Below are 20,092 nucleotides of genomic sequence, written 5' to 3' on the forward strand. Positions count from 1 at the left end.
CGAACTGTGCATATTGCCACAGCGACTTGACAGCGCACCCGTGCTTTTGGTCATGGTCGGCACCGGCCATGCGGTGTATGGCTTTACGAACCGAGGTCTACAATCGGCGCCCCCAGAAGAAGCGCCACCAGGAGCTACGGCACATGTCAGATTCGACCCCCTCGACCTCATCGACTCCCACGCCCGAAGACAAACGCGCCGAGTTGCGACGTGCCGCCCTCGAGTACCACGAGTTTCCCGTTCCCGGCAAGATCGCCATCGCGGCGACCAAGCAGATGGTCAACCAGCGCGACCTGTCGCTGGCCTACTCGCCCGGCGTGGCCGCGCCCTGCGAGGAAATCGTCAAGGACCCGGCCAACGCCTTCAAGTACACCTCGCGCGGCAACCTCGTGGCCGTCATCAGCAACGGCACCGCGGTGCTGGGACTGGGCGACATCGGCCCGCTGGCGTCCAAGCCGGTGATGGAAGGCAAGGGCGTTCTCTTCAAGAAATTTGCCGGCGTCGACGTGTTCGACATCGAAATCGACGAGAAAGACCCGGCCAAGCTGGTCGACATCATCGCGTCGCTGGAGCCGACCTTCGGCGCCATCAATCTGGAAGACATCAAGGCCCCCGACTGCTTCTATGTCGAGCGCGAGTTGCGCAAGCGCATGAAGATCCCGGTGTTCCACGACGACCAGCACGGCACTGCCATCACTGTGGCGGCGGCCATGGTCAACGGCCTGAAGGTGGCGGGCAAGGACATCACCGAAGTCAAGTTGGTGGCCTCGGGCGCCGGCGCCGCGGCGCTGGCCTGTCTGAACCTGCTGCTCAAGGTCGGCCTGAAGCGCGAGAACGTGTTCGTGACGGACCTGGCCGGAGTGGTCTACGAAGGCCGCACCGAGCTGATGGATGACGACAAGCGCCAATACATGCAGAAGACCGACGCGCGCACGCTCTCCGAGGTGATCGAAGGCGCCGACGTGTTCCTGGGCCTGTCGGCCGGCGGCGTGTTGAAGCCGGCAATGGTGGCCAAGATGGCCAAGCGCCCGGTGATCTTCGCGCTGGCCAACCCGAACCCCGAGATCTCGCCCGAAGACGCCCATGCGGTGCGCGACGACGTGATCATGGCTACCGGCCGCACCGACTACCCGAACCAGGTCAACAACGTCCTGTGCTTCCCGTACATCTTCCGCGGCGCGCTGGATTCGGGCGCGACCACCATCACCGACGAGATGGAAATCGCCGCGGTGCACGCAATTGCCGATCTGGCGCAGGCCGAGCAGAGCGAGCGCGTTGCTGCTGCCTACGTCGGTGAAAAGCTGTCATTCGGCCCCGAATACCTGATTCCGAAGCCCTTCGACCCGCGCCTGATGATGAAGATCGCGCCGGCCGTGGCCAAGGCGGCAGAGGAAAGCGGCGTTGCGACCCGTCCGATCAAGGACATGGACGCCTACCGCGACAAGCTGCAAAGCTTCGTCTATGCCTCGGGCACCACGATGAAGCCGATCTTCGAAACCGCCCGTCGCGCGGCGAAGAAGCGCGTGGCGTACTGCGAAGGCGAGGAAGAACGCGTGCTGCGCGCCGCACAGATCGTGGTCGACGAAGGCCTGGCCCGCCCGACGCTGATCGGCCGACCGGCCATCATCGCCCAGCGCATCGAGAAGTTCGGCCTGCGGCTGAAGGAAGAGCTCGACTACGACATCGTCAACGTCGAGCAGGACCGCCGCTACCGCGACTTCTGGCAAACCTACCACCGCATGACCGAGCGCAAGGGCATCACCGCCCAGGTCGCCAAGATCGAGATGCGCCGCCGCCTCACGCTGATCGGCGCGATGCTGCTGCACAAGGACGAGGTGGACGGCATGATCTGCGGCACCTGGGGCACCACGCTGATCCACCTGCACTACATCGACCAGGTGATCGGCAAGCGCCCCGGCGGCTGCGAGAGCACGCCGCAGGACGTGCCGGTGTACGCCTGCATGAACGGCCTGCTGCTGCCCGACCGCCAGGTGTTCCTGGTCGACACGCATGTCAACTACGACCCCTCGCCCGAGGAACTGGCCGAAATCACGACCATGGCGGCCGAGGAAATGATGCGCTTCGGCCTGAAGCCGAAGGCGGCGCTGCTGTCGCATTCCAACTTCGGTACCAGCAACGAGCCCAGCGCCATCAAGATGCGCAAGACGCTCGACCTGCTGCGCGTGCAGGCGCCCTGGCTGGAAGTGGACGGCGAAATGCACGGCGACGTGGCACTGGACAGTAAGCAGCGCGCGGTGGTCATGCCGCACAGCGCGCTGGCGGGTGACGCCAACCTGTTGGTTTTCCCGAACATCGACGCGGCCAATATTTCCTACAACCTGCTCAAGACAGCGGCAGGCGGCAATATCGCGATCGGCCCGGTTCTGCTTGGCGCGGCCAAACCTGTGCACATTCTCACGGCAAGTGCGACTGTTCGGCGCATCGTGAACATGACAGCCTTGACAGTGGCTGACGCAAACGCCGAGAGATAAGCCATTTGGCGAGAGTGGCCGCCAACTTAAAGCGCCACTCGATCCCCTCGCGACTGCTCAAACTTTGAGCAGTCGCTTGCTATTTTCGCCAGCGTGGTGCACACTCGCGGGCTTGAATTTGCGGGTTAACCCGACGTTGATCGCCGATTCGAACCCCCCGCTCTTTTCTTGTGGTGCCCCATGGCGGCTTACGCCTCGATCACGTCCTCTGTCACAAAGTTTGCGCTCACCAGTCTGATGCTGGTGGCGTTGACGACGGGGGCCGAGGCCCGCGGATGGTTCGGCGCCGGAAAAACGTCCACCGAGGAAACGATCGCTCTGTCCGAATTGCCGGCACAGGGCCAACGAACCTACCAGGCCATCCTGAGTGGCGGTCCCTTCCGGTATGACAAGGACGGCACGGTGTTCGGCAATCGCGAGCGTCTTTTGCCACCCGCACGCCGCGGCCACTACCGCGAGTACACGGTTACGACGCCCGGTTCGCGCAACCGTGGTGCACAACGAATCGTCTGCGGCGGTGAACAACGCACGACGCCCGAGGCCTGTTGGTACACCGCAGACCACTATGCGAGTTTCAGACGGATTGCGCCATGAGCGATGAAAACGACCTGAGCGGCGCCCCGAAGCGCCCCGAAGAAATGATGATGACTATGGAAAGACCAGCGGAGATGACCTTATCCCTTCGTGCCGTACGCCCGAACATCGTGCAATCGATCCGCGCGTTCCGCGTGAACGACCTGCAGGACGCGGCCAACGCGGCCGGCCAGCACTTCCTGTACGCCAACCTGGGCAACGCCCAGACCAAGCAGGACGTGCTCGACCTGATCGCGCAGCAGTTCACGTTCCCGGCCCACTTCGGGAAGAACTTCGACGCGCTGTACGACTGCATGACCGACCCGTTGCATAAATCGGGCCCGCAGCCAGGTTTCGTCATCGTGCTGGAGCAGATCCCGGCCAACGCCAAGTTCGACAAGGAAGCGCGCGAGCAGCTGCTCGACATCTTCCGCGACGCCTCGGACTACTGGGGCGACCGCAAGGTCCCGTTCCGGTGCTTCTATTCTTTTCTGTAGCCCGTTCTGCATCTACCAGCCAAGCAGAACGGGCGAACGAGGCTCAGCCGAACGCTGAAACCCTCGATGGCATCGAAGTGAACACCACCGCAACCGCAGCGGCAGCCTCCACCGAACCGGCCGGCGAAAAAATGCCGACCGACAAACTGGTCGACGTGTCGCCCCTGGCGCTGCGCATGAGCAGCCCCTTCAATGCGGGTTATTGGCTCGCCGCCGCATAAGCAAGCAGGCTTAGGCGTTTGCAGCCTCCGTTAAAAAGCCCGTCGCAGACGGGCTTTTTTCATGGGTTTCACGGGATGATGGCCTGGGCCAGAGCGACGTATTCGTCGACGGGCACTTCTTCGGCCCGCCGCTGGACATCGAATTCGCCAGCGAAGCCGTGCTCCTGCAGCCACTTGCCCAGCGTGTGGCGCAGCAGCTTGCGGCGCTGGCTGAAGGCGACCTGCACGATCTCCCCCAGACGGGCCGCATCGACCGCCGGCGGCGTCGCCAGCGGCACCATCCGCACCACGGCACTGTCCACGCGCGGCGGCGGGTCGAAGCTCTCGGGCGGCACGAACAGCACGTTCTGCATCTCGTAGCGCCACTGCAGCATCACGCTCAGGCGGCTGTAGTCCGAGGTGGCGGGCCTGGCCACCATGCGGTCGATCACTTCTTTCTGCAGCATGAAGTGCTGGTCGGCGACCAGATGGGCACTACCCAGCAGGTGAAACAGGATAGGCGTGGAGATGTTGTAGGGCAGGTTGCCCACCACGCGCAGCGGCTTGGCCGGGAACCTGGCGGCCAGTTCCGCAAAGTCGACCTTCAGCACATCGGACTCGATCACGTCGAGCTGCGCATGCTCGCGCAGGCGCTTGGCGAGGTCGCGGTCGAGCTCGATCACGGTGAGGCGGCCCAGCCGCTCGACCAGCGGCTGCGTCAGCGCCGCGAGCCCCGGCCCGATCTCGACCATGGCGTCGCCAGGCTGCGGCGCGATCTCGCGCACGATCGCATCGATGATCCCCCCGTCGGACAGAAAGTGCTGCCCGAACCGCTTCCTGGCGATGTGTGCCATCGAATCAGGATTGCGGTGGGTCGCGGTATTCGACGTAGGCGCGTGCGCGCACTTCCTGCACCCAGGTGGTGAAGGCCTCCTCTACGCGCTGTTCGCGCAGCGCGGTGCGCGCAGCTTCGCGCTGCTCCGACTGGCTGAGCTTGGAATCGCGGCGGCCGACCACCTGGATCAGGTGCACGCCGAAGCGCGACACCACGGGGTCGCTGATCTGGCCCGGCGCGAGCCGGTCCATGGCTTCCTCGAATTCGGGCACGAACTGGCCCGGGCGCGACCAGCCGAGGTCGCCGCCGTCCTTGGCGCTGCCGTCCTGCGAGTTGTCGCGGGCAAGGCCGGCGAAGTCGGCAGTGCCGGCCTGCACGCGGCGCTTGAATTCGGCCAGTTGCGCAACCGCCTGCGCCGTGGTGCGCTTGGGGTCGTTGAGCAGCAGGATGTGGCGCACTTGGGTCTGCGTGACCGTGGCGTCGCCCGACCCGATCTGGGCCTTGGCGATGACCTTGAGCACGTGGAAGCCGGCGCTGGAGCGCACGGGCCCGGCAATGCCGTTCACCCCGGTCGATTGCGTGGCCTCGACGAACAGCGACGGATAACGGTCGGCACTGCGCATGCCGATGGCGCCGCCGTTGGCGCGGTCCGGCGAATCGGAGTTCTCGCGCACCAGCTTGGCGAAGTCTTCGCCGGCGCGGGCGCGCTGGGCGAGGTCCTGTGCCTTCTTCTGTGCCGCGGCCACCTGGGCGTCGGTGGCGTTCTCGGGAACGGCCACCAGCACCTGCGCGAGGTTGAGGTTTTCCAGCGCCGCGTTCTTGACGGATTGATTGCGCTGGTCGCGCAGGTATTCGTCGGCCTCGGCGTCGCTGATCTTGACCTTCGACTCGACCTCGCGGTCACGCAGGCGCGTGAGCAGCAGCTGGTCGCGCAGGTCGTTGCGGAAGTCCTGCTGCGCGATGCCTTCGGCGGCCACGCGGCGGCGCAGCTCGACCAGGCTGATCTCGTTCTGACGCGCCACGGTCTGCTCGGCCTGGTCGATGGCTACGTCGTCGACCTTGATGCCGTTTTCCTTCGCGAGCTGAAGCTGGGCACGCTCCGTGATCAGCCGCTCCAGCACGAGCCGGGTGAGCTCACCGCGGGGAACGCGCTCTGCGTCCGGGTTCTCCTTGATCAGCCGCGACACGCGCGTCTGCACGTCGGTGTTGGTGATGGGCTCCGAGTTGACCAGCGCGACGATGAATTCAGCCGAGCGCTGCACGGGCGCCGCGGCAGGCGCCGTCGACGGCCGCGCGGCCGGCGGGCCCAGGCGCGGCCCGGCGCGCATGATGTCCGTGATGCCGGTGCCGGAGCGGAAGCCCTGCGCACCCGACGTTGCAGCCACTGCCGCGAGGCAGCCCAGGGTGATGATGGAACGGATGTATTTCATGGCGTCGCTCAGTCAGTCGTCTCAGTCGTAATTGGTGAAGCGGCTCGGCGCTTCGCCCGGTTGGCGCAGGGGTTCGTAGCGCTGGATGTTCTGCCGCAGGGCCTGCATGGGGCTGGAGCCGATGCTGGAGAAGCCGACGAATTCGAGCTGGAACATGATGCGGGTGTTCGCCGTCACCTGGCCCGTGGTGATGCGCTGCAGCACCACGCGCCCGATCCAGCAGCAGCCGTCGTACTCGAAGCCGAGCACGCCGTCCGTGAGTTTCTTGTCCTGCAGGCTGTAGTTGAGCCGGCCGACCGCATACCAGCGTCCGCCGCCCTGGCCCTTGCCGGGGCCGAGGTTCTTGCCCTTGTCGCCCCACAGGTCGTTGATGGGCCATTGCCAGCCCACGTCGATCGACTTGCTGCCGTCGGTCGCGGTCGGGGTGCTGGGCGCCTGGTAGCGGAAGGCCGCGCTCAGGTTGTGATACGGCTCGGGGTTGTAGCGCGCGCTGATGGCCGAGCGCTCCGACTTGCGCGTGTCGGGGTTGTACTGCACGAGGGTGTCCAGGCTCCACTTGGGCGTCCAGTTGATCTGGGCGCCCACGAGCAGGTCGCTCGCGCGGTCGGTCACCGGCGTGCCGCCGGGCAGCGTGACCTTCTGGTCGCTGAAGCGCAGCCGCTGCGCGATGCCGAAGCGCGCGGCCTCGACGCCGGTGGCCGGATCGATCAGGCGCGAGGTCACGCCGAGCGTGAGGGCATTGGTGTCCGAGACGCGGTCGCCGCCCGAGAACGCGTTCTCGGTGTAGATGGTCGCGAAGCTGAAGTCGTTGGCCGCCGAATCGTAGTTCGGCAGCATGCTCTGGTTGCGATACGGCGTGTAGACGTAGTAGGCACGCGGCTCCAGCGTCTGGCGGAAGGCGCGTCCGAAGTAGTTGGCGTCGCGCTCGAAAGTCAGGCCGCTGTCGAGGCTGAAGGTCGGCACCGCCCGGTTGCTGGAGGTCGGGAAGAAATACAGCGAACTCGGGTTGTAGACCTGGCCGTTGACGTACTGGGTACCGTTGACCGTGACCGTCGGAATGGACGACTGCGGCAGGTAGTAGTTGTACGAGGCCGCGTTCAGCATCAGCTTGGGGATGACGAACGAGCTCGGCGTGATGAACGGGCGGCTGATCGAGGCGACGGCCATGGCACGGTCGCCGTCGGGCTGCGATTGCTGGGTGGCGTCGTAGCCGAGCTGCGACGGCAGGATCGTGTTCACGCGGAAGTGCGTGTAGTCCAGGTTCAGCGAAACGTCGAAGCCGTGCCAGTCGTACTTGTTGTAGTTGGCCGTGATCTGCGGCATCTTGTCGTACGCCGGCACGATCGGCGACAAGTCGTACTGCAGGTTCTGGTACTTCAGCGTGCGGACGATGCCGCTCCAGTCGCCCTTGCTCCAGTTGAGCGATGCATCGTTGGGCAGCTGGCGCTGCGCGAGCGACGGCGTGCGCGTGAAGTCGCGCCAGTAGTCGTTGTCGCTCACCCGGTTGATGCTGATGTTGGCCGACAGCGAGTCGAGGCCCAGCGCCTTGGCATCGAAGTCCTGGTGATGCGTGCCCCACACGCCCCAGCGCTTGGTGCTGCCGAGATCGGGGTAACGCTGGCCCATCAGGCGGTCGCTTCCCATCAGGTCGAAGCGGATCGTTCCGTTGTACCCCTTCTCGAGGTAGCGGAACTCGTTGCTGAAATTGATGCCGCGCTTGCTCATGATCGTCGGCGTGATCGTGGCGTCGCGGTTGGGCGCGATGTTCCAGTAGTACGGCTGCGCGATCTCGATGCCATTGGTGTTGTCGATGCCGATGGTGGGCGGCAGCAGGCCGCTCTTGCGCTCGTTCGACAGCGGGAAGCTCACGCTCGGAATGGGCGGCGTGGTGATGCCCATGAAGCTCAGCCGCGCATTCTTGGCCACGCCCTCGTTTTCCTCGGTGTCCGTGGTCATCGTGGTCGCGGTCAGCAACCAGGCCGGCATCCAGCCCGGGAAGTCTTCGCGGCGGCAGGTGGTGTAGGTGGCTTCGCGGGCGATCGACACGTTGGCGTCGACGAAGTCGATGCGCTTGGCCTCGCCGTGCGCTTCGTTCACGAGGAACTGGTAGCGCACGTTGTTGAAGAAGCCCTCGAAGGTCTCCAGCTTGAGCTGCAGCTCGGGGCCTTCGTACACGTTGCCGGCCTGGTTGACGCGCACGTTGCCGGTGGCCTTGGCGCGGTCGTCGGGCTGGTAGTACTCGAGCCGGTCGGCGGTGATGGACACGGCGCCGCGCCGCAGCGTGGCGTTGCCCTCGACCACGGTTTCCAGGTCGGGCCGGCCGGAGATGCGGTCGCCGGTGACGATGCTGGGCATCTGGCCGCGGTCCGCGGGCGTCAGGGTTTCGGTCAGCAGCGGCGTGCGCTTCAGGGTGAGCGGGGCGTCGAAGTTGCCGGCCGTCTGCGCGGAGGCGCCATGTGCGTGCATCAGGGCCAGCGACAAAACAGCCAGCGGTAGCGGCGGGCGCGAGCGCCGCGGGGCGACACGACGTCGGTTCATCAGGCCTCCCGCCCAGCCGTTCCGAGGAAAGCGGTCGACTCGCCCGGGAAGGGCAGCGAGCGCACAAGGTGCCAAGCGTGAGGGCTTTGGGTCGTAGGCATCGGTTCGGAACGAAAGATCGTCGGGGGACGGCGCGGCAGGCCGGCGGGTTGCAGGGGCCGGCAGCAACCCGCATCGGCCGGAAGCCGGCCAAGGGGGATTGCCGCGCCAGGCGGATTTGTAGAATCGATTATCCATGACAGCATCCCCGCCTCCGGCCTCATTAGCCCCAAGCCCCGCCGAGACCATCCTCTGGACTGATCCGCAGCGGGCCGAAGTGTTCCGGGGCTGGCTGGCCGCCATCGCGCCTGCCCACCGGTTGTTGCCCGACACCGTGCGGCTCGCCTCGGTCGACGCGAGCTTCCGCCGCTACTTCCGCCTCGACACCGCCGACCCCGCCGCCCCCACGCGCATCGTGATGGACGCGCCGCCGGACAAGGAAAACAGCGCCCCCTTCGTCCAGGTGGCGCAGCTGATGGCCGGCGCCGGCGTGCTCGCCCCCACGGTGCTCGAATGGGACAAGCCGAACGGCTTTCTCCTGCTCGACGACCTGGGCCGCCAGACCATGCTGGACGTGATCGATCCGGCGAAGCCCGACGCGAGCCGCCCGCTCTACGACCAGGCCATCGACGCGCTGATCCGCTGGCAACTGGCCTCCAAGCCCGGCGTGCTGCCGCCCTACGACCGGGCACTGCTCGAGCGCGAACTGTCGCTGTTCCCCGAGTGGTACATCGGCCGCCACCGCGGCATCGCCGTCGAAGGAAAGCTGAAGGAGCGGCTCGAGCGCAGCTTCAAGCTGATCGTCGACAGCAACCTGGCGTCGCCCAGCGTCTACGTGCACCGCGACTTCATGCCGCGCAACCTGATGATCGGCAACGGAGCAGCGCTCGGCGTGCTCGACTTCCAGGACGCCGTGTACGGCCCCGTCACCTACGACATCGCCAGCCTGATGCGCGACGCCTTCCTGAGCTGGGACGAGGAGTTCGTGCTCGACATCACCATCCGCTACTGGACGGCTGCGCGCAAGGCCGGCCTGCCTGTCGACGAAGACTTCGGCGCCTTCTACCGCGCGGTCGAGTGGATGGGCCTGCAGCGCCACCTGAAGGTGGCCGGCATCTTCGCGCGCCTCACGCTGCGCGACGGCAAGCCCAAGTACCTGGCTGACACGCCGCGCTTCATTGCCTACATCCGCGCCACCGCCAGCCGCTACATGGAGCTGACGCCGCTGCTGCGCGTGATCGACGAAATCGAGGGCACTTCGGCCATCACGGGCTTCGCCTACGGCCGTGTCTGAAGGAAAACTGAAAAAGCACCACCCTGTGACGGCCGTACAACGGTCGCTCGCAGCTATCGATTTCATAGCATGCCGCGTTTTCACTGTTCCGTGCCGCTGAGCGCCGGCGTCAGCCTGGCGTTGCCGCCCGGCGCTGCGCGCCACGTGCAGGTGCTGCGGATGCAGCCCGGCGATGCGCTCACGCTGTTCGACGGCGCGGGCGGCGAATATGCAGCCACGGTCGAGCGCATGGGCCGCAGTGACGTCGCTGTGGCCGTCGGCGCCCACCTGCCGGTGGAGCGCGAAGCGCCTCGCGCCGTGCACCTTGCGGTCGGCATGCCGGCCAACGAGCGCATGGACTGGCTGGTCGAGAAAGCCACCGAGCTCGGCGTGGCGAGCATCCAGCCGCTGGCCACAGCCCACGGCGTGCTGCGCCTGTCGGGCGAGCGCGCCGAGAAGAAGCGGGCGCACTGGGAGGCGATCGCGGTCGCGGCCTGCGAGCAGTGCGGGCGCAACCGGGTGCCGGTGATCCATCCGGTGCAGTCCTTCGCGGGCTGGCTCGAAACCAATGAAGCCTCGGCCGTGCGCCTCGTGCTGAGCCTTGCCGAGGGCACACGCAGCCTCGCCGACACACTTCAAGCCCCGAACGACCAAGGCGTGACTGTATTGAGCGGCCCCGAAGGCGGCCTGAGCAGCACCGAAGAACAGCAGGCCATCGCCCGCGGCTTCGCTCCCATCACCCTCGGCGCGCGCGTGCTGCGCGCTGAAACGGCGGCGCTGGCCGCGCTGGTGTCCCTGACCGGGCTCTAGGCAGGGCCGCGAGGTGGGTGTTTTCCGCGACGCGCGCGCGGAAAGCTTGGGAAACAATCGTTACTTCATTAAGACAAAAGAAGGACTTTTGCCGATGTCCCGCCTGCCAAGCGTTCTGCGCCTTGCACCTCTCGTTCTTGCCGCGCTGCTGTGCGCCACACAGGGCGCGCTCGCCCAGAGCCAGGCCGTCGCCCCCACGCCCGCGCAAGTCAGCCCCGAGGTCGACAAGGCCTACACCCAGCTGATGGCCTCGCCCGCCATCCAGAAGCTGCTCGACGCGGTCAAGGCCGACCATGAACACTCGGTCGAAGACCTGAAGATGCTGACCGAGATCGAGGCGCCGCCCTTCAAGGAGCACAAGCGCGCCGAGGCGTTTCTCGCGCGCATGAAGGCGCTGGGACTGACGCACGCGAAGATCGACGCCGAAGGCAACGTGGTCGGCCTGCGCAAGGGCATCGGCGGCGGCCCGAAGCTGCTGATCTCGGCCCACCTCGACACCGTGTTCCCCGCCGGCACCGACGTGAAGGTGAAGGAGCACGACGGCCGGCTGCACGCACCCGGCATCGCAGACGACACGCGCGGCCTGTCGGTGCTTCTGTCGTGGCTCAAGGTGCTGAACGAAAACAAGATCCAGACCGTGGGCGACCTGATGATCGTCGCCAACGTCGGCGAGGAAGAACTCGGCAACCTGCGCGGCATGAAGGCCATCTTTCGCGACAACCTCGACATCGACGGCATGGTGGGGCTGGAGCCGTCGTCGCCGGGCGCGGTGCTGGTGCTCGGCACCGCGAGCCACCGCTACGAAGTCACGTTCCAGGGCCCGGGCGGCCACAGCTTCGGCGCGTTCGGCCAGGTGCCCAGCGCCATCCACGGCATGGGCCGCGCCATCGCGAAGATCGCCGATATCCGCACGCCGAGTTTCCCGAAGACAACGTTCACTGTCGGCACGGTCGGCGGCGGCACTTCGGTCAACACCATCGCGCCAGATGCGCGCATGGCCATCGACATCCGCTCCGACGACATGGCCTCGCTTCTCGAAACGGAGAAGAAGATTCTGGCCGCCATCGACGAAGCAGTGGTCGAGGAAAACAGGCGCTGGAACGTGAGCACGCTGAGCGTGAGCACCAAGCTCATCGGCGACCGCCCCGGCGGCCGCACGCCGCCCGATTCGGTGATCGTCGAGGCCGCGATCCGCTCGAACGCCGCCTTCGGCAACAAGACGCTGCTGCGCGGCGGCAGCACCGACGCCAACGTGCCGATCGCGCTGGGCATTCCCGCGATCATCGTCGGCGGTGGCGGCAAGGCCTCCGGATTCCATTCGTTGAGCGAGTCCATTGACGTGACAGATGCATGGAAAGGCGCGCAGAATTCGCTGGTTACCGTGCTGGGCCTGGTGGGCGTGCAGGGGGTCAGCCCCGCATTGCTCCCCAAACGGACAGCGCGTACCAAGTAATTTGTCACGTTGCCAGTTCGAAAGTGGACGTGCCACTTTCTGCTTACGGGCCGCGGCATTTAACAATGCAGACGGTTCTGTCACACACCAAGGAAACAGCCATGGGATTGCTCGATTCGGTACTCGGTCAAGTGCTCGGAGGCGCTGTGCAACAGCAGCAACCGCAAGGCGGCGGATTGGGCGATCTGGGAGGCTTGGCCGGCGCGCTGGGCGGCCTGCTCGCCAACAACGGCGGGCAGGGCGGCCTGGGCGGTCTGGTCTCGAAGTTCGAGCAGGCCGGCATGGGCGACGTCATCGGCTCGTGGATCGGCAAGGGAGAAAACCAGCCGGTCTCGGGCGACCAGCTGCAGAACGCGCTGGGCAGCGACACCATCGCCAGCATCGCGTCCAAGCTCGGCATCAATGCGCAAACGCTGCTGCCGATGCTCGCCACCATGCTGCCGGCGCTCATCGACCAGCTCACGCCGCACGGCAAGGTCCCCGACCAGGGCCTGGGCAACCATGACGACCTGCTGGGTTCGCTCAGCGGTCTGCTGCAAGGCAAGCAGTCCTGAACTGACGGACTGCGCTCTCCAGGATTCCGGCGCCCGCGAGGGCGCTTTTTTTTGGCCCGTGCGTGTTGGCCGACAATCCCGCTGGCATCAATGGAGAGCAATGGCATGGCGGGCAGTCGCAAGTCGAAAGAAGAAGGTCTGGACGCGCAGCCCGATGGCACCGTGCGGTGGTCCAAGGGCATGCGCGAAGCGCTCGCACAGTTCAACGACCGGCCCTGCGGCCAGTGCGGCGGCTCGCTGCTGGACGAACGCAGCCTGGCCGACAGCCTCGACTTCTTTCGCCGCCACCGTTCCAGCTTCTATCCGCCGCGCGCCGCACGGCTGCGCATGCTCGACATGCACGGCGCCGCGGCAGCCGAGCTGTTCTTCGAGCCGTCCCCGCACAAGGAAGCCGTCACCGACCTGCTGGCCATCCATGACCCGGCCGTGGTGCGTTTCTTCGTGGCCCAGGTCAAGCAGATCGACTGCAAGAACGCCCTCGTCAAGCAGGCTGCCCGCTGGCCGCTGTTCGTGCTGCGCGAGCTGCTGTCGGCGAACCCGGCGCGACACCAGGCCGGCGCCGCGTTGATCCTGGAGTTGCTGGCCGCGAACCCCGAGTGGCAGCAACCGCTGGAGGCCTCCTGCGACGACAGCCAGCGCAAGACGCTCGCGCGCCTGCAGGAAGACAGCTCCGCCGGCGTGACCGATGCCGCCCCCGACGCCTGGCCCGCGCTGCTGCGGCGCCCGCCCTGGAAGAACCGGCAGGCGCTGCCCGTCATTCCGACGCTGGCGCTGCAGCCACTGCCACCGACGGCGCTGCTGCACTGGAGCAATCTGCCGCCGCCGCAGTACCTGCAGGCCACGGGCGAATCGTCCGACTGGCTGACCCGCGAGCTCCGCGTCTCGCGCGAACGCGCCGACCAGTGGATGGACGAATTCGCGCGCAACCAGCCCAACGCACCCGCAGAGATCCGCGAGGGCGGCAAGGTGCACAAGGCCCTGTGGATGCTGGGCCTGCGCCCCGAGCTCATCGAGGCTGTCGCGGCAAACGGCCGTGAGATCGGGCCGGAAGACTTCGGCGAACCTCCGGCCACCCACTGGAGCGTTGCCGAATACATCTGGCACCTGCCCGAATCGCTGGCCATCGCAGTGTTCACGCTCGGGCCCGCGCCCGAGCTCTACATGGGCGATGTCTCGCGCATGCGCCCCATCCTCCATGCATTCGGCGCGGCCGCGCTGCCGGGACTGCCGCGCTTCCTCAAGCAGGGCTCGCGCGCGATGTTCGAGCTGGCGTCGGTCATCGAATGGGACCCGCTCGCCGGCTGGATCGCCAAGGGCTTCCACACCAATCGCTGGGTCCGGCGCGAAGCGGGCGAGTGGCTTGCGCGCTACCCGGATGCGGCTGCGCGCGGCCTCGTTCCCATCGCGCTGGGCGAACCCGGCCCGGCGCACGAGGCGGCGCAAGCCGCGCTGCGCTGGCTGCATGACGCCGGCCACGCCGACGCGGTACGCCGGCAGGCGCTCGCCTATGGCGCCGAAGCCGCCGACGCGGTGGCGCAGCTTCTGGCCATCGCCCCCGAAGAGTTGCTGCCCGACAGCCTGCCCGTGGTGCCGAAGACCCTGCCGCTGGCGTCACTGCCCCGCCTGCTCCTCAAGCAAGGCGGGCTCGCGCTGCCGCAAGACGTGGTGCCCGACGTGCTGATGGCGATGATGCTCGGCAAGCCCGACGCGCCCTATCCGGGGCTCGCCCCGCTGCTGGACGCGCTCACTCCCGATTCCCTCGCGCGCTTCGGCCGCGCGCTGCTGGCCTGGTGGATCGGCAACGGCCGCCCGGCCAAGGAGCGCTGGATGTTCGCTTTGCAGGGCCGTCTCGGCGACGGCGAAACCGCGCGCCAGCTCTACGGCCTGCTGCGCCAGTGGCGCGCCGCGCTCGACCGCGTGCGGGCCTACGACGCGATGGTGATGCTCGGCGAGATCGGCAGCGACGCCGCCCTGATGCACCTGGCCGAACTCGCGCGTCAGACCCGTCACGACGACCTGCGCACCCGCGCCGACCGCATGCTCGGCGAAGTGGCCGAGCAGCGCGGCCTCAGCCTCGACCAGCTGGCCGACCGCACCGTGCCTGACCTCGGCCTCGACACCCGCGCGCGCCTGACGCTCGACTTCGGCCCGCGCAGCTTCGAGGTGCGCATGGACGACAACTTCCAGCCCGTGGTGCACGACGCCAGGGGCAAGGCACTCAAGACGCTGCCCAAGCCGGGCGCGAACGACGACGCCGGCAAGGCCGCCGCCTCGACCACGCAGCTGAAGGAGTTGCGCAAGCTGGCAACGACCGTCGCCACCACGCAGATCAAGCGACTGGAAGCCGCGATGTGCATGCAGCGCCGATGGGGCCCCGACGAGTTCATGCCCTTCTTCGCCAACCACCCCGTGCTGCGGGTCTTCAGCCGGCCGCTGGTCTGGGGCTTGTTCGACGCATCGGACAAGCTCGAAGGCACCTTCCGCGTCAGCGCCGAAGGCGAGCTGGCCGACCTGCAGGACGACGCGGTGAAGCTGCCCGAGTCCGCGCGCATCGGCCTGCCGCATCCGCTGGAAATCACGGCACTCGACCCGTCGCTGGCGACCGCATGGGCCGCCGTGCTGGCCGATTACGAAATCGTGCAGCCCTTCGAGCAGCTGATGCGCCCGGCCTTCGTGCTCGACGAGGCGCTGCGCACCCGCCGCGAACTCCCCCACTGGAGCGGCCGCGCCGTGTCGAACGCCGCCCTCATGGGCCTGGAGACGCGCGGCTGGCAGCGCGAGGTGGGTGACGGCGGCATGGTCAACAGCTTCAACAAGGCCGTGCCCGGCGGACGCCGCATCTGCCTGCAGCTGGAGGAAGGCTGGTTCGTGCAGGACAGCCCCGACGGCAAGGAGCTGCAGACCGTGCGCGCGGTGGCACTCGATGGCACCGAAGGCACGCTGGGCGAGCTGCCGCCGATCGTCTTCAGCGAAATCGAGCGCGACCTGCAGCGCGCAATCCGGGAGACGGCGCCATGAACCGCAACTTGTGGCTGCTCGCCATCTGCCAGGGCCTGCTCTTGACGAACAACGTGACCTTCATCGCCATCAACGGACTGGTTGGGCTGGCCATCGCGCCGCACGGCTGGATGGCGACGCTGCCGGTGATGAGCTACGTGGTGGGCGGCGCGCTCAGCACCGGGCTGGTGGCGCGCACGCAGCAGCGCTTCGGCCGGCGCGGCTCGTTCCAGATCGGGCTGGCGGTGGCGGTGGCATCGTCGCTGCTGTGCTGCTTCGCGGCGGTCACGAAGAACTTCTGGCTGCTGTGCTTCGCCACGGTGGTCGCGGGCTACTACAACGCCAACGCGGGGCTCTACCGCTTCGCCGCTGCCGAGCTGGCGGCGCCGGCCTGGCGCGAGAAGGCGGTGTCGATGGTGATGGCGGGCGGGCTGATCGGCGCTGTCGCCGGGCCGAATCTCGCCACCGCCACGCGCGAAGCCTTTGCGGTGCCGTTCGCCGGCGCCTACGTTGCGCTGGCGCTGGTGGCGCTGCTGTCGATGGCAGTGATGCACTTCATCGAATTCCCGGCCGCGCCCACGCGCAAGGAGGCCGCAGGTGGGCGCCCGCTGGCCGAGATCATGCGGCAGCCGGTGTTCATCGTGGCCGCCGCCGCGGGCGCGCTTGGCTACGGCGTGATGAACCTGCTGATGGCCGCGACGCCCATCGCGATGCAGATCTGCAGCCTGCCGTTTTCCGATGCCGCGCTGGTGCTCGAATGGCACGTGATCGGCATGTTCGCGCCGGGCTTCTTCACCGGGCACCTGATCCGCCGCTTCGGGGCGCTGCCAGTGATGGGCGTGGGGCTGGTGCTCAACCTCGGCTGCATCGCCATCGCGCTCTCGGGCGTGGAGCTGCATCACTTCATCGTCGCGTTGTTCCTGCTGGGCGTGGGCTGGAATTTCCTGTTCACCGGCAGCACCACGCTCTCGCTCACGGCCTACACCGCCGAGGAGCGCGACCGCGCGCAGGGCGCGCTCAACTTCTGCGTGTTCGCGACGCTGGCGCTGACCTCGTTCGCCTCGGGCGTGCTGGTGACCACGCAGGGCTGGCGGCTGCTGAACTTCGGTTCGCTGGTGCCGGTGGTGCTGACTGGCGCGGCGCTGATCTGGCTGGCGCGCGTGCGCGCCGTCAGGCCAGCGGCGGAAAGCGCCGGTTGAGCCAGCTTTGCAGGGCCGCGAAGACCGCGTCGGCTTCGAGCTCGTTGAAGATCTCGTGGTACAGCGTGTCGAAGCAGTGCGCCTCGACCTTGCCGCCTGATGCCGCGGCCGCAGCGAAGGCGCGGCTGGCGGCAGGCATCACGAGGCGGTCGTCGCCCGCATAGAGAAGCAAGGTAGGCACGGGCCAGTTCGCAGCCCGCTGCTGCACCGTCTGGCCTTCGTACGCGAGAAAGCGCGCGAGCCGGCTGCCGATGCGGTCGTGCGTGAGCGGATCGTCGCGGTAGGCCTGCACCACCGCCGGGTCATGCGAGAGGTAGTTGTCGTCGAGGCCGTTGCCCACGCGCAGGTTCGGCGCAATGCGCGGCAGCACCGCGAGCAGCGCCTTCTGGAAACCGCTCAGGCCCGGATCGAGCCCTGGCGAGGAAAGCACCAGCCCATCGACCTGCCGCACGCCACGCGCCACCAGGCTCGCGGCGACCAGTCCGCCGAGGCTGTGCCCCAGCAGCACCAGCGGCAGGCCGGGGTTCTCGCGGCGTGCATCGTCGATGACCAGCGCGAGGTCGTCGACCAGCCGCAGTTCGCTCGGCAGGCCGCCGCGCGCACCGGTCGATTCGCCGTGCCCGAAGTGGTCATGCGCCCACACGGCGAAGTTCCATTCGTGCAGGCATTCGGCGAGCGCGTGATAGCGGCCCGCATGCTCGCCGAGCCCATGGACCACCACGATCACGGCGCGCGCCGGGCCGGGCGCCGGCAGCCGGCGCAGGGCGAGCGTCTCGCCGTCCGGGGTCGACAGCGAAACGCGCTGCGGCAAAGGCAGCGCCTCGCTCAAGCGGCCACCGGCTCCGATGTGGCCGCGCGATGCGCTGCCGGCAATGCGGCGATCACTTCGGCCACGGCCGCGGTGAGCTTCTTGGCGTAGGGCACGTGCAGGAACTCGTTGGGGCCGTGCGCGTTGCTCTTCGGGCCGAGCACGCCGCAGACCATCATCTGCGCCTTCGGGAAGCCGGCGCTGAGCATGTTCATCAGCGGAATGGTGCCGCCCTGGCCGATGTAGCCGCACGACGCGCCGAAGTGCGCCTGCGAGGCCTTGTTGAGCGCGTCCTCGAACCACGGCGTGATGGTGGGTGCGTTCCAGCCGGTGGCGCCGCCGTTGCTCTCGAAGGTCACGCGGGCCTGGTAGGGCGCGTTGTCTTCGAGCAGCGTCTTGAGGTTCTGCACCGCCTCGGCCGCATCGACCAGCGGGGGCAGGCGCAGCGACAGCTTGAAGGCGGTGTACGGGCGCAGCACGTTGCCCGCATCCTTCAGTGCCGGAAAGCCTTCGGCGCCGGTCACCGACAGCGTGGGCTTCCAGGTGCGGTTGAGCAGGGCCTCGACCGGATCGGTGGTGGTCGGCAGCGCGAACATGGTCGAGCCGCCGCAGTCGTAGTGCGCCCACGGAAAGCGCTTGTAGACCTCTTCGCCGAGGATCGCGGCGGTGGCCCTGGCCTGCGCCAGCCGGTCGGCCGGCACTTCGCAGTGGAAGCTCGCGGGCAGCAGGCGGCCGGTGGCGCTGTCTTCGAGGCGGTCGAGCACCTGCCGCATGATGCGGAAGCTCGAGGGCACGAGGCCCGATGCATCGCCGGAGTGGATGCCTTCGGTCAGCACTTCCACTTTGAGCGTGCCGCTGGCCATGCCGCGCAGCGAGGTGGTGAGCCACAGCTGGTCGTAGTTGCCGGCGCCGGAGTCGAGGCAGATCACCAGTTCGACATTGCCCAGGCGCGGACGCAGCGCGTCGACGTAGGGCAGCAGGTCGTAGGAGCCGCTTTCCTCGCAGGTCTCGATCAGGCCGACGATGCGCGGGTGCGCCGCACCCTGGCTCTTGAGCGCCTGCAGCGCGGCGATGCTGGCGTACACCGCGTAGCCGTCATCGGCACCGCCGCGGCCGTAGAGCAGGCCGTTCTCGTACTTGGGCGTCCACGGGCCGAGGTCGTTGCGCCAGCCGGTGAACTCGGGTTGCTTGTCGAGGTGGCCGTACATCAGCACTGTCTCGCCCATGTCGGTGCCGGTGGCCGGCACTTCGAAGAACAGCACCGGCGTGCGGCCTTCGAGGCGCACGATCTCCAGCTTCAGGCCCTCGACCTTTTGCGCCTCGACCCAGGCGGCGGCGTTGCGCAGCACGGTCTCGAGGTAGCCGTTGGCCGACCAGTCCTTGTCGAAGCCGGGCGACTTGGCCGGGATGCCGATGTAGTTGGTGAGTTGCTTGAGGATGTCGCCGTCCCATTGGGCGGTGACGTCGGACAGGGCGCGCTCGGCGTCGAGCGTGCCGGCAGGCATTTCGCGGTGCAGGGGGGCGTTCATCGGTGGGTTCTCCGCGGGTGACGAAAAGGCGCATTTTGCGCCTTGAGGCGACCGCGCGTAGAGTGCGGGCGATCTCAACCCGGAGGGCCATGTGAGCAAGGCAAACATCAAGGTGGGCATAGGCGGCTGGACCTACGAACCCTGGCGCGACAACTTCTATCCCAAGGGGCTCGCGCACGCGAAGGAGTTGAACTACGCGAGCCGCAAGGTCAGCGCCATCGAGATCAACGGCACCTACTACAGCACCTTCAAGCCCGAGACCTTCAGGAAGTGGCACGACGACACGCCGGCCGACTTCATGTTCTCGCTCAAGGCCTCGCGCTTCGCGACCAACCGCAAGCTGCTGTCGGGCGCGGGCGATTCGATCAAGCGCTTCATCGACAGCGGCGTGGCCGAGCTCGGCGACAAGCTCGGGCCGATCGTGTGGCAGTTCATGCCGACCAAGCAGTTCGATGCGGAAGACTTCGAGGCTTTTCTCGCGCTGCTGCCGAAGAAGGAGGGCAGCCGCGCGCTGCGGCACGTGATGGACGTGCGGCACGAGAGCTTCATGGTGCCCGCCTACAAGGCACTCGCGAAGAAGCACAAGGTGTCGACGGTGTTCACCGACGCCGACAAGTTTCCGTCCTTCGAGGAGCCCGAAGGCGATTTCGCCTATGCGCGGCTCATGATGGCCGACGCAAAGCTCAAGACCGGCTACGCGCCGAAGGCGCTGGACACCTGGGCCGAGCGCGCGCAGGGCTGGGCCGTGTCGCCGAAGAAGCGCGACGTGTTTGTCTACTTCATCAATGGCGCCAAAGAAAAGGCACCGGCCGCGGCCGGTGCCTTGCTGGAGCGCTTTGGGTGGACCCCGCCGAAAGCTTGACGG

General features: G+C 67.3%; 16 protein-coding genes. 11 read left to right on the forward strand and 5 right to left on the reverse strand.

The annotated features are described in order from the left end of the window. Nucleotides 1-143: 143 nt before the first annotated feature. The 4 genes from ACN9MV_RS32850 (at nucleotide 144) to ACN9MV_RS32865 (ending at nucleotide 3,783) form a co-directional block, all read left to right on the forward strand. Complete coding sequence (locus ACN9MV_RS32850; protein WP_097197572.1) at nucleotides 144-2,492, forward strand: NADP-dependent malic enzyme; 2,349 nt, start codon at nucleotides 144-146, stop codon at nucleotides 2,490-2,492. Nucleotides 2,493-2,672: 180 nt separating this feature from the next. After that, nucleotides 2,673-3,086 (forward strand): ribonuclease domain-containing protein, encoded by a 414-nt coding sequence (locus ACN9MV_RS32855; RefSeq protein ID WP_093055030.1) that lies wholly within the window; start codon nucleotides 2,673-2,675, stop codon nucleotides 3,084-3,086. A 50-nt stretch (nucleotides 3,087-3,136) separates the two neighbouring features. Then, nucleotides 3,137-3,562 (forward strand): barstar family protein, encoded by a 426-nt coding sequence (locus ACN9MV_RS32860; protein ID WP_086011111.1) that lies wholly within the window; start codon nucleotides 3,137-3,139, stop codon nucleotides 3,560-3,562. Between the two features lie 77 nt (nucleotides 3,563-3,639). Continuing rightward, entirely contained in the window at nucleotides 3,640-3,783 is a 144-nt protein-coding gene (locus ACN9MV_RS32865) for a hypothetical protein (protein WP_176928788.1), read from the forward strand. A gap of 68 nt (nucleotides 3,784-3,851) precedes the next feature. Here ACN9MV_RS32865 and rsmA read toward each other — a convergent pair whose 3' ends face one another. From rsmA to ACN9MV_RS32880, 3 genes are read right to left on the reverse strand one after another with little or no spacing between them, the layout of a single operon-like run. Next, nucleotides 3,852-4,616, reverse strand: a complete 765-nt coding sequence (gene rsmA / locus ACN9MV_RS32870) for a 16S rRNA (adenine(1518)-N(6)/adenine(1519)-N(6))-dimethyltransferase RsmA (protein ID WP_093174595.1) — start codon at nucleotides 4,614-4,616, stop codon at nucleotides 3,852-3,854. A 4-nt stretch (nucleotides 4,617-4,620) separates the two neighbouring features. Next, a complete protein-coding gene (locus ACN9MV_RS32875) occupies nucleotides 4,621-6,027 on the reverse strand; it encodes a peptidylprolyl isomerase (RefSeq protein WP_426390929.1) in 1,407 nt (468 codons plus the stop codon). 21 nt (nucleotides 6,028-6,048) lie between these two features. Then, nucleotides 6,049-8,565, reverse strand: coding sequence for an LPS-assembly protein LptD (locus ACN9MV_RS32880; RefSeq protein WP_093055024.1), 2,517 nt, complete (start codon nucleotides 8,563-8,565; stop codon nucleotides 6,049-6,051). Nucleotides 8,566-8,800: 235 nt separating this feature from the next. On the opposite strand from ACN9MV_RS32880, the gene ACN9MV_RS32885 reads away from it, so the two are divergent. The 6 genes from ACN9MV_RS32885 to ACN9MV_RS32910 all read left to right on the forward strand — a co-directional run bounded on the left by ACN9MV_RS32885 (nucleotide 8,801) and on the right by ACN9MV_RS32910 (nucleotide 16,890). Then, complete coding sequence (locus ACN9MV_RS32885; protein WP_426390930.1) at nucleotides 8,801-9,898, forward strand: aminoglycoside phosphotransferase family protein; 1,098 nt, start codon at nucleotides 8,801-8,803, stop codon at nucleotides 9,896-9,898. Nucleotides 9,899-9,967: 69 nt separating this feature from the next. After that, the gene (locus ACN9MV_RS32890; RefSeq protein ID WP_426390931.1) at nucleotides 9,968-10,687 is read left to right on the forward strand and encodes a 16S rRNA (uracil(1498)-N(3))-methyltransferase; all 720 of its coding nucleotides are present in this window, start codon (nucleotides 9,968-9,970) and stop codon (nucleotides 10,685-10,687) included. Nucleotides 10,688-10,781: 94 nt separating this feature from the next. Then, nucleotides 10,782-12,140, forward strand: coding sequence for a M20/M25/M40 family metallo-hydrolase (locus ACN9MV_RS32895; protein WP_426390932.1), 1,359 nt, complete (start codon nucleotides 10,782-10,784; stop codon nucleotides 12,138-12,140). Nucleotides 12,141-12,241: 101 nt separating this feature from the next. After that, a complete protein-coding gene (locus tag ACN9MV_RS32900) occupies nucleotides 12,242-12,694 on the forward strand; it encodes a YidB family protein (protein WP_426390933.1) in 453 nt (150 codons plus the stop codon). A gap of 105 nt (nucleotides 12,695-12,799) precedes the next feature. Beyond that, nucleotides 12,800-15,712 (forward strand): DUF4132 domain-containing protein, encoded by a 2,913-nt coding sequence (locus ACN9MV_RS32905; RefSeq protein WP_426390934.1) that lies wholly within the window; start codon nucleotides 12,800-12,802, stop codon nucleotides 15,710-15,712. Next, nucleotides 15,709-16,890: an MFS transporter gene (locus ACN9MV_RS32910; protein WP_097197570.1), complete on the forward strand. Its 1,182-nt coding sequence runs from the start codon at nucleotides 15,709-15,711 to the stop codon at nucleotides 16,888-16,890. The genes ACN9MV_RS32905 and ACN9MV_RS32910 overlap by 4 nt, the downstream gene beginning before the upstream one ends. Here ACN9MV_RS32910 and ACN9MV_RS32915 read toward each other — a convergent pair. Both ACN9MV_RS32915 and ACN9MV_RS32920 read right to left on the reverse strand, forming a co-directional pair. After that, nucleotides 16,862-17,719 carry a lysophospholipase gene (locus tag ACN9MV_RS32915; protein ID WP_426390935.1) on the reverse strand — a complete coding sequence of 286 codons (858 nt, stop codon included), beginning with the start codon at nucleotides 17,717-17,719 and terminating at the stop codon, nucleotides 16,862-16,864. The genes ACN9MV_RS32910 and ACN9MV_RS32915 overlap by 29 nt on opposite strands. Continuing rightward, nucleotides 17,716-19,227 (reverse strand): M20 family metallopeptidase, encoded by a 1,512-nt coding sequence (locus ACN9MV_RS32920; protein WP_093055010.1) that lies wholly within the window; start codon nucleotides 19,225-19,227, stop codon nucleotides 17,716-17,718. Before ACN9MV_RS32920 ends, ACN9MV_RS32915 begins: the two co-directional genes overlap by 4 nt. A 91-nt stretch (nucleotides 19,228-19,318) precedes the next feature. Here ACN9MV_RS32920 and ACN9MV_RS32925 point away from each other — a divergent pair, with 91 nt between their 5' ends. After that, entirely contained in the window at nucleotides 19,319-20,089 is a 771-nt protein-coding gene (locus ACN9MV_RS32925; protein WP_093076426.1) for a DUF72 domain-containing protein, read from the forward strand. The last annotated feature ends 3 nt before the right edge of the window (nucleotides 20,090-20,092 follow it).

The sequence above is a fragment of the Variovorax sp. R-27 genome (assembly GCF_049913215.1).
Lineage (GTDB): Bacteria > Pseudomonadota > Gammaproteobacteria > Burkholderiales > Burkholderiaceae_C > Variovorax.

Coding starts and splice junctions, on each gene's coding strand:
- ACN9MV_RS32850 (WP_097197572.1), top strand. CDS start 144: ATGTCAGATTCGACCCCCTCGACCTCATCGACTCCCACGCCCGAAGAC.
- ACN9MV_RS32855 (WP_093055030.1), top strand. CDS start 2,673: ATGGCGGCTTACGCCTCGATCACGTCCTCTGTCACAAAGTTTGCGCTC.
- ACN9MV_RS32860 (WP_086011111.1), top strand. CDS start 3,137: ATGACTATGGAAAGACCAGCGGAGATGACCTTATCCCTTCGTGCCGTA.
- rsmA (WP_093174595.1), bottom strand. CDS start 4,616: ATGGCACACATCGCCAGGAAGCGGTTCGGGCAGCACTTTCTGTCCGAC.
- ACN9MV_RS32875 (WP_426390929.1), bottom strand. CDS start 6,027: ATGAAATACATCCGTTCCATCATCACCCTGGGCTGCCTCGCGGCAGTG.
- ACN9MV_RS32880 (WP_093055024.1), bottom strand. CDS start 8,565: ATGAACCGACGTCGTGTCGCCCCGCGGCGCTCGCGCCCGCCGCTACCG.
- ACN9MV_RS32885 (WP_426390930.1), top strand. CDS start 8,801: ATGACAGCATCCCCGCCTCCGGCCTCATTAGCCCCAAGCCCCGCCGAG.
- ACN9MV_RS32890 (WP_426390931.1), top strand. CDS start 9,968: ATGCCGCGTTTTCACTGTTCCGTGCCGCTGAGCGCCGGCGTCAGCCTG.
- ACN9MV_RS32895 (WP_426390932.1), top strand. CDS start 10,782: ATGTCCCGCCTGCCAAGCGTTCTGCGCCTTGCACCTCTCGTTCTTGCC.
- ACN9MV_RS32900 (WP_426390933.1), top strand. CDS start 12,242: ATGGGATTGCTCGATTCGGTACTCGGTCAAGTGCTCGGAGGCGCTGTG.
- ACN9MV_RS32905 (WP_426390934.1), top strand. CDS start 12,800: ATGGCGGGCAGTCGCAAGTCGAAAGAAGAAGGTCTGGACGCGCAGCCC.
- ACN9MV_RS32910 (WP_097197570.1), top strand. CDS start 15,709: ATGAACCGCAACTTGTGGCTGCTCGCCATCTGCCAGGGCCTGCTCTTG.
- ACN9MV_RS32920 (WP_093055010.1), bottom strand. CDS start 19,227: ATGAACGCCCCCCTGCACCGCGAAATGCCTGCCGGCACGCTCGACGCC.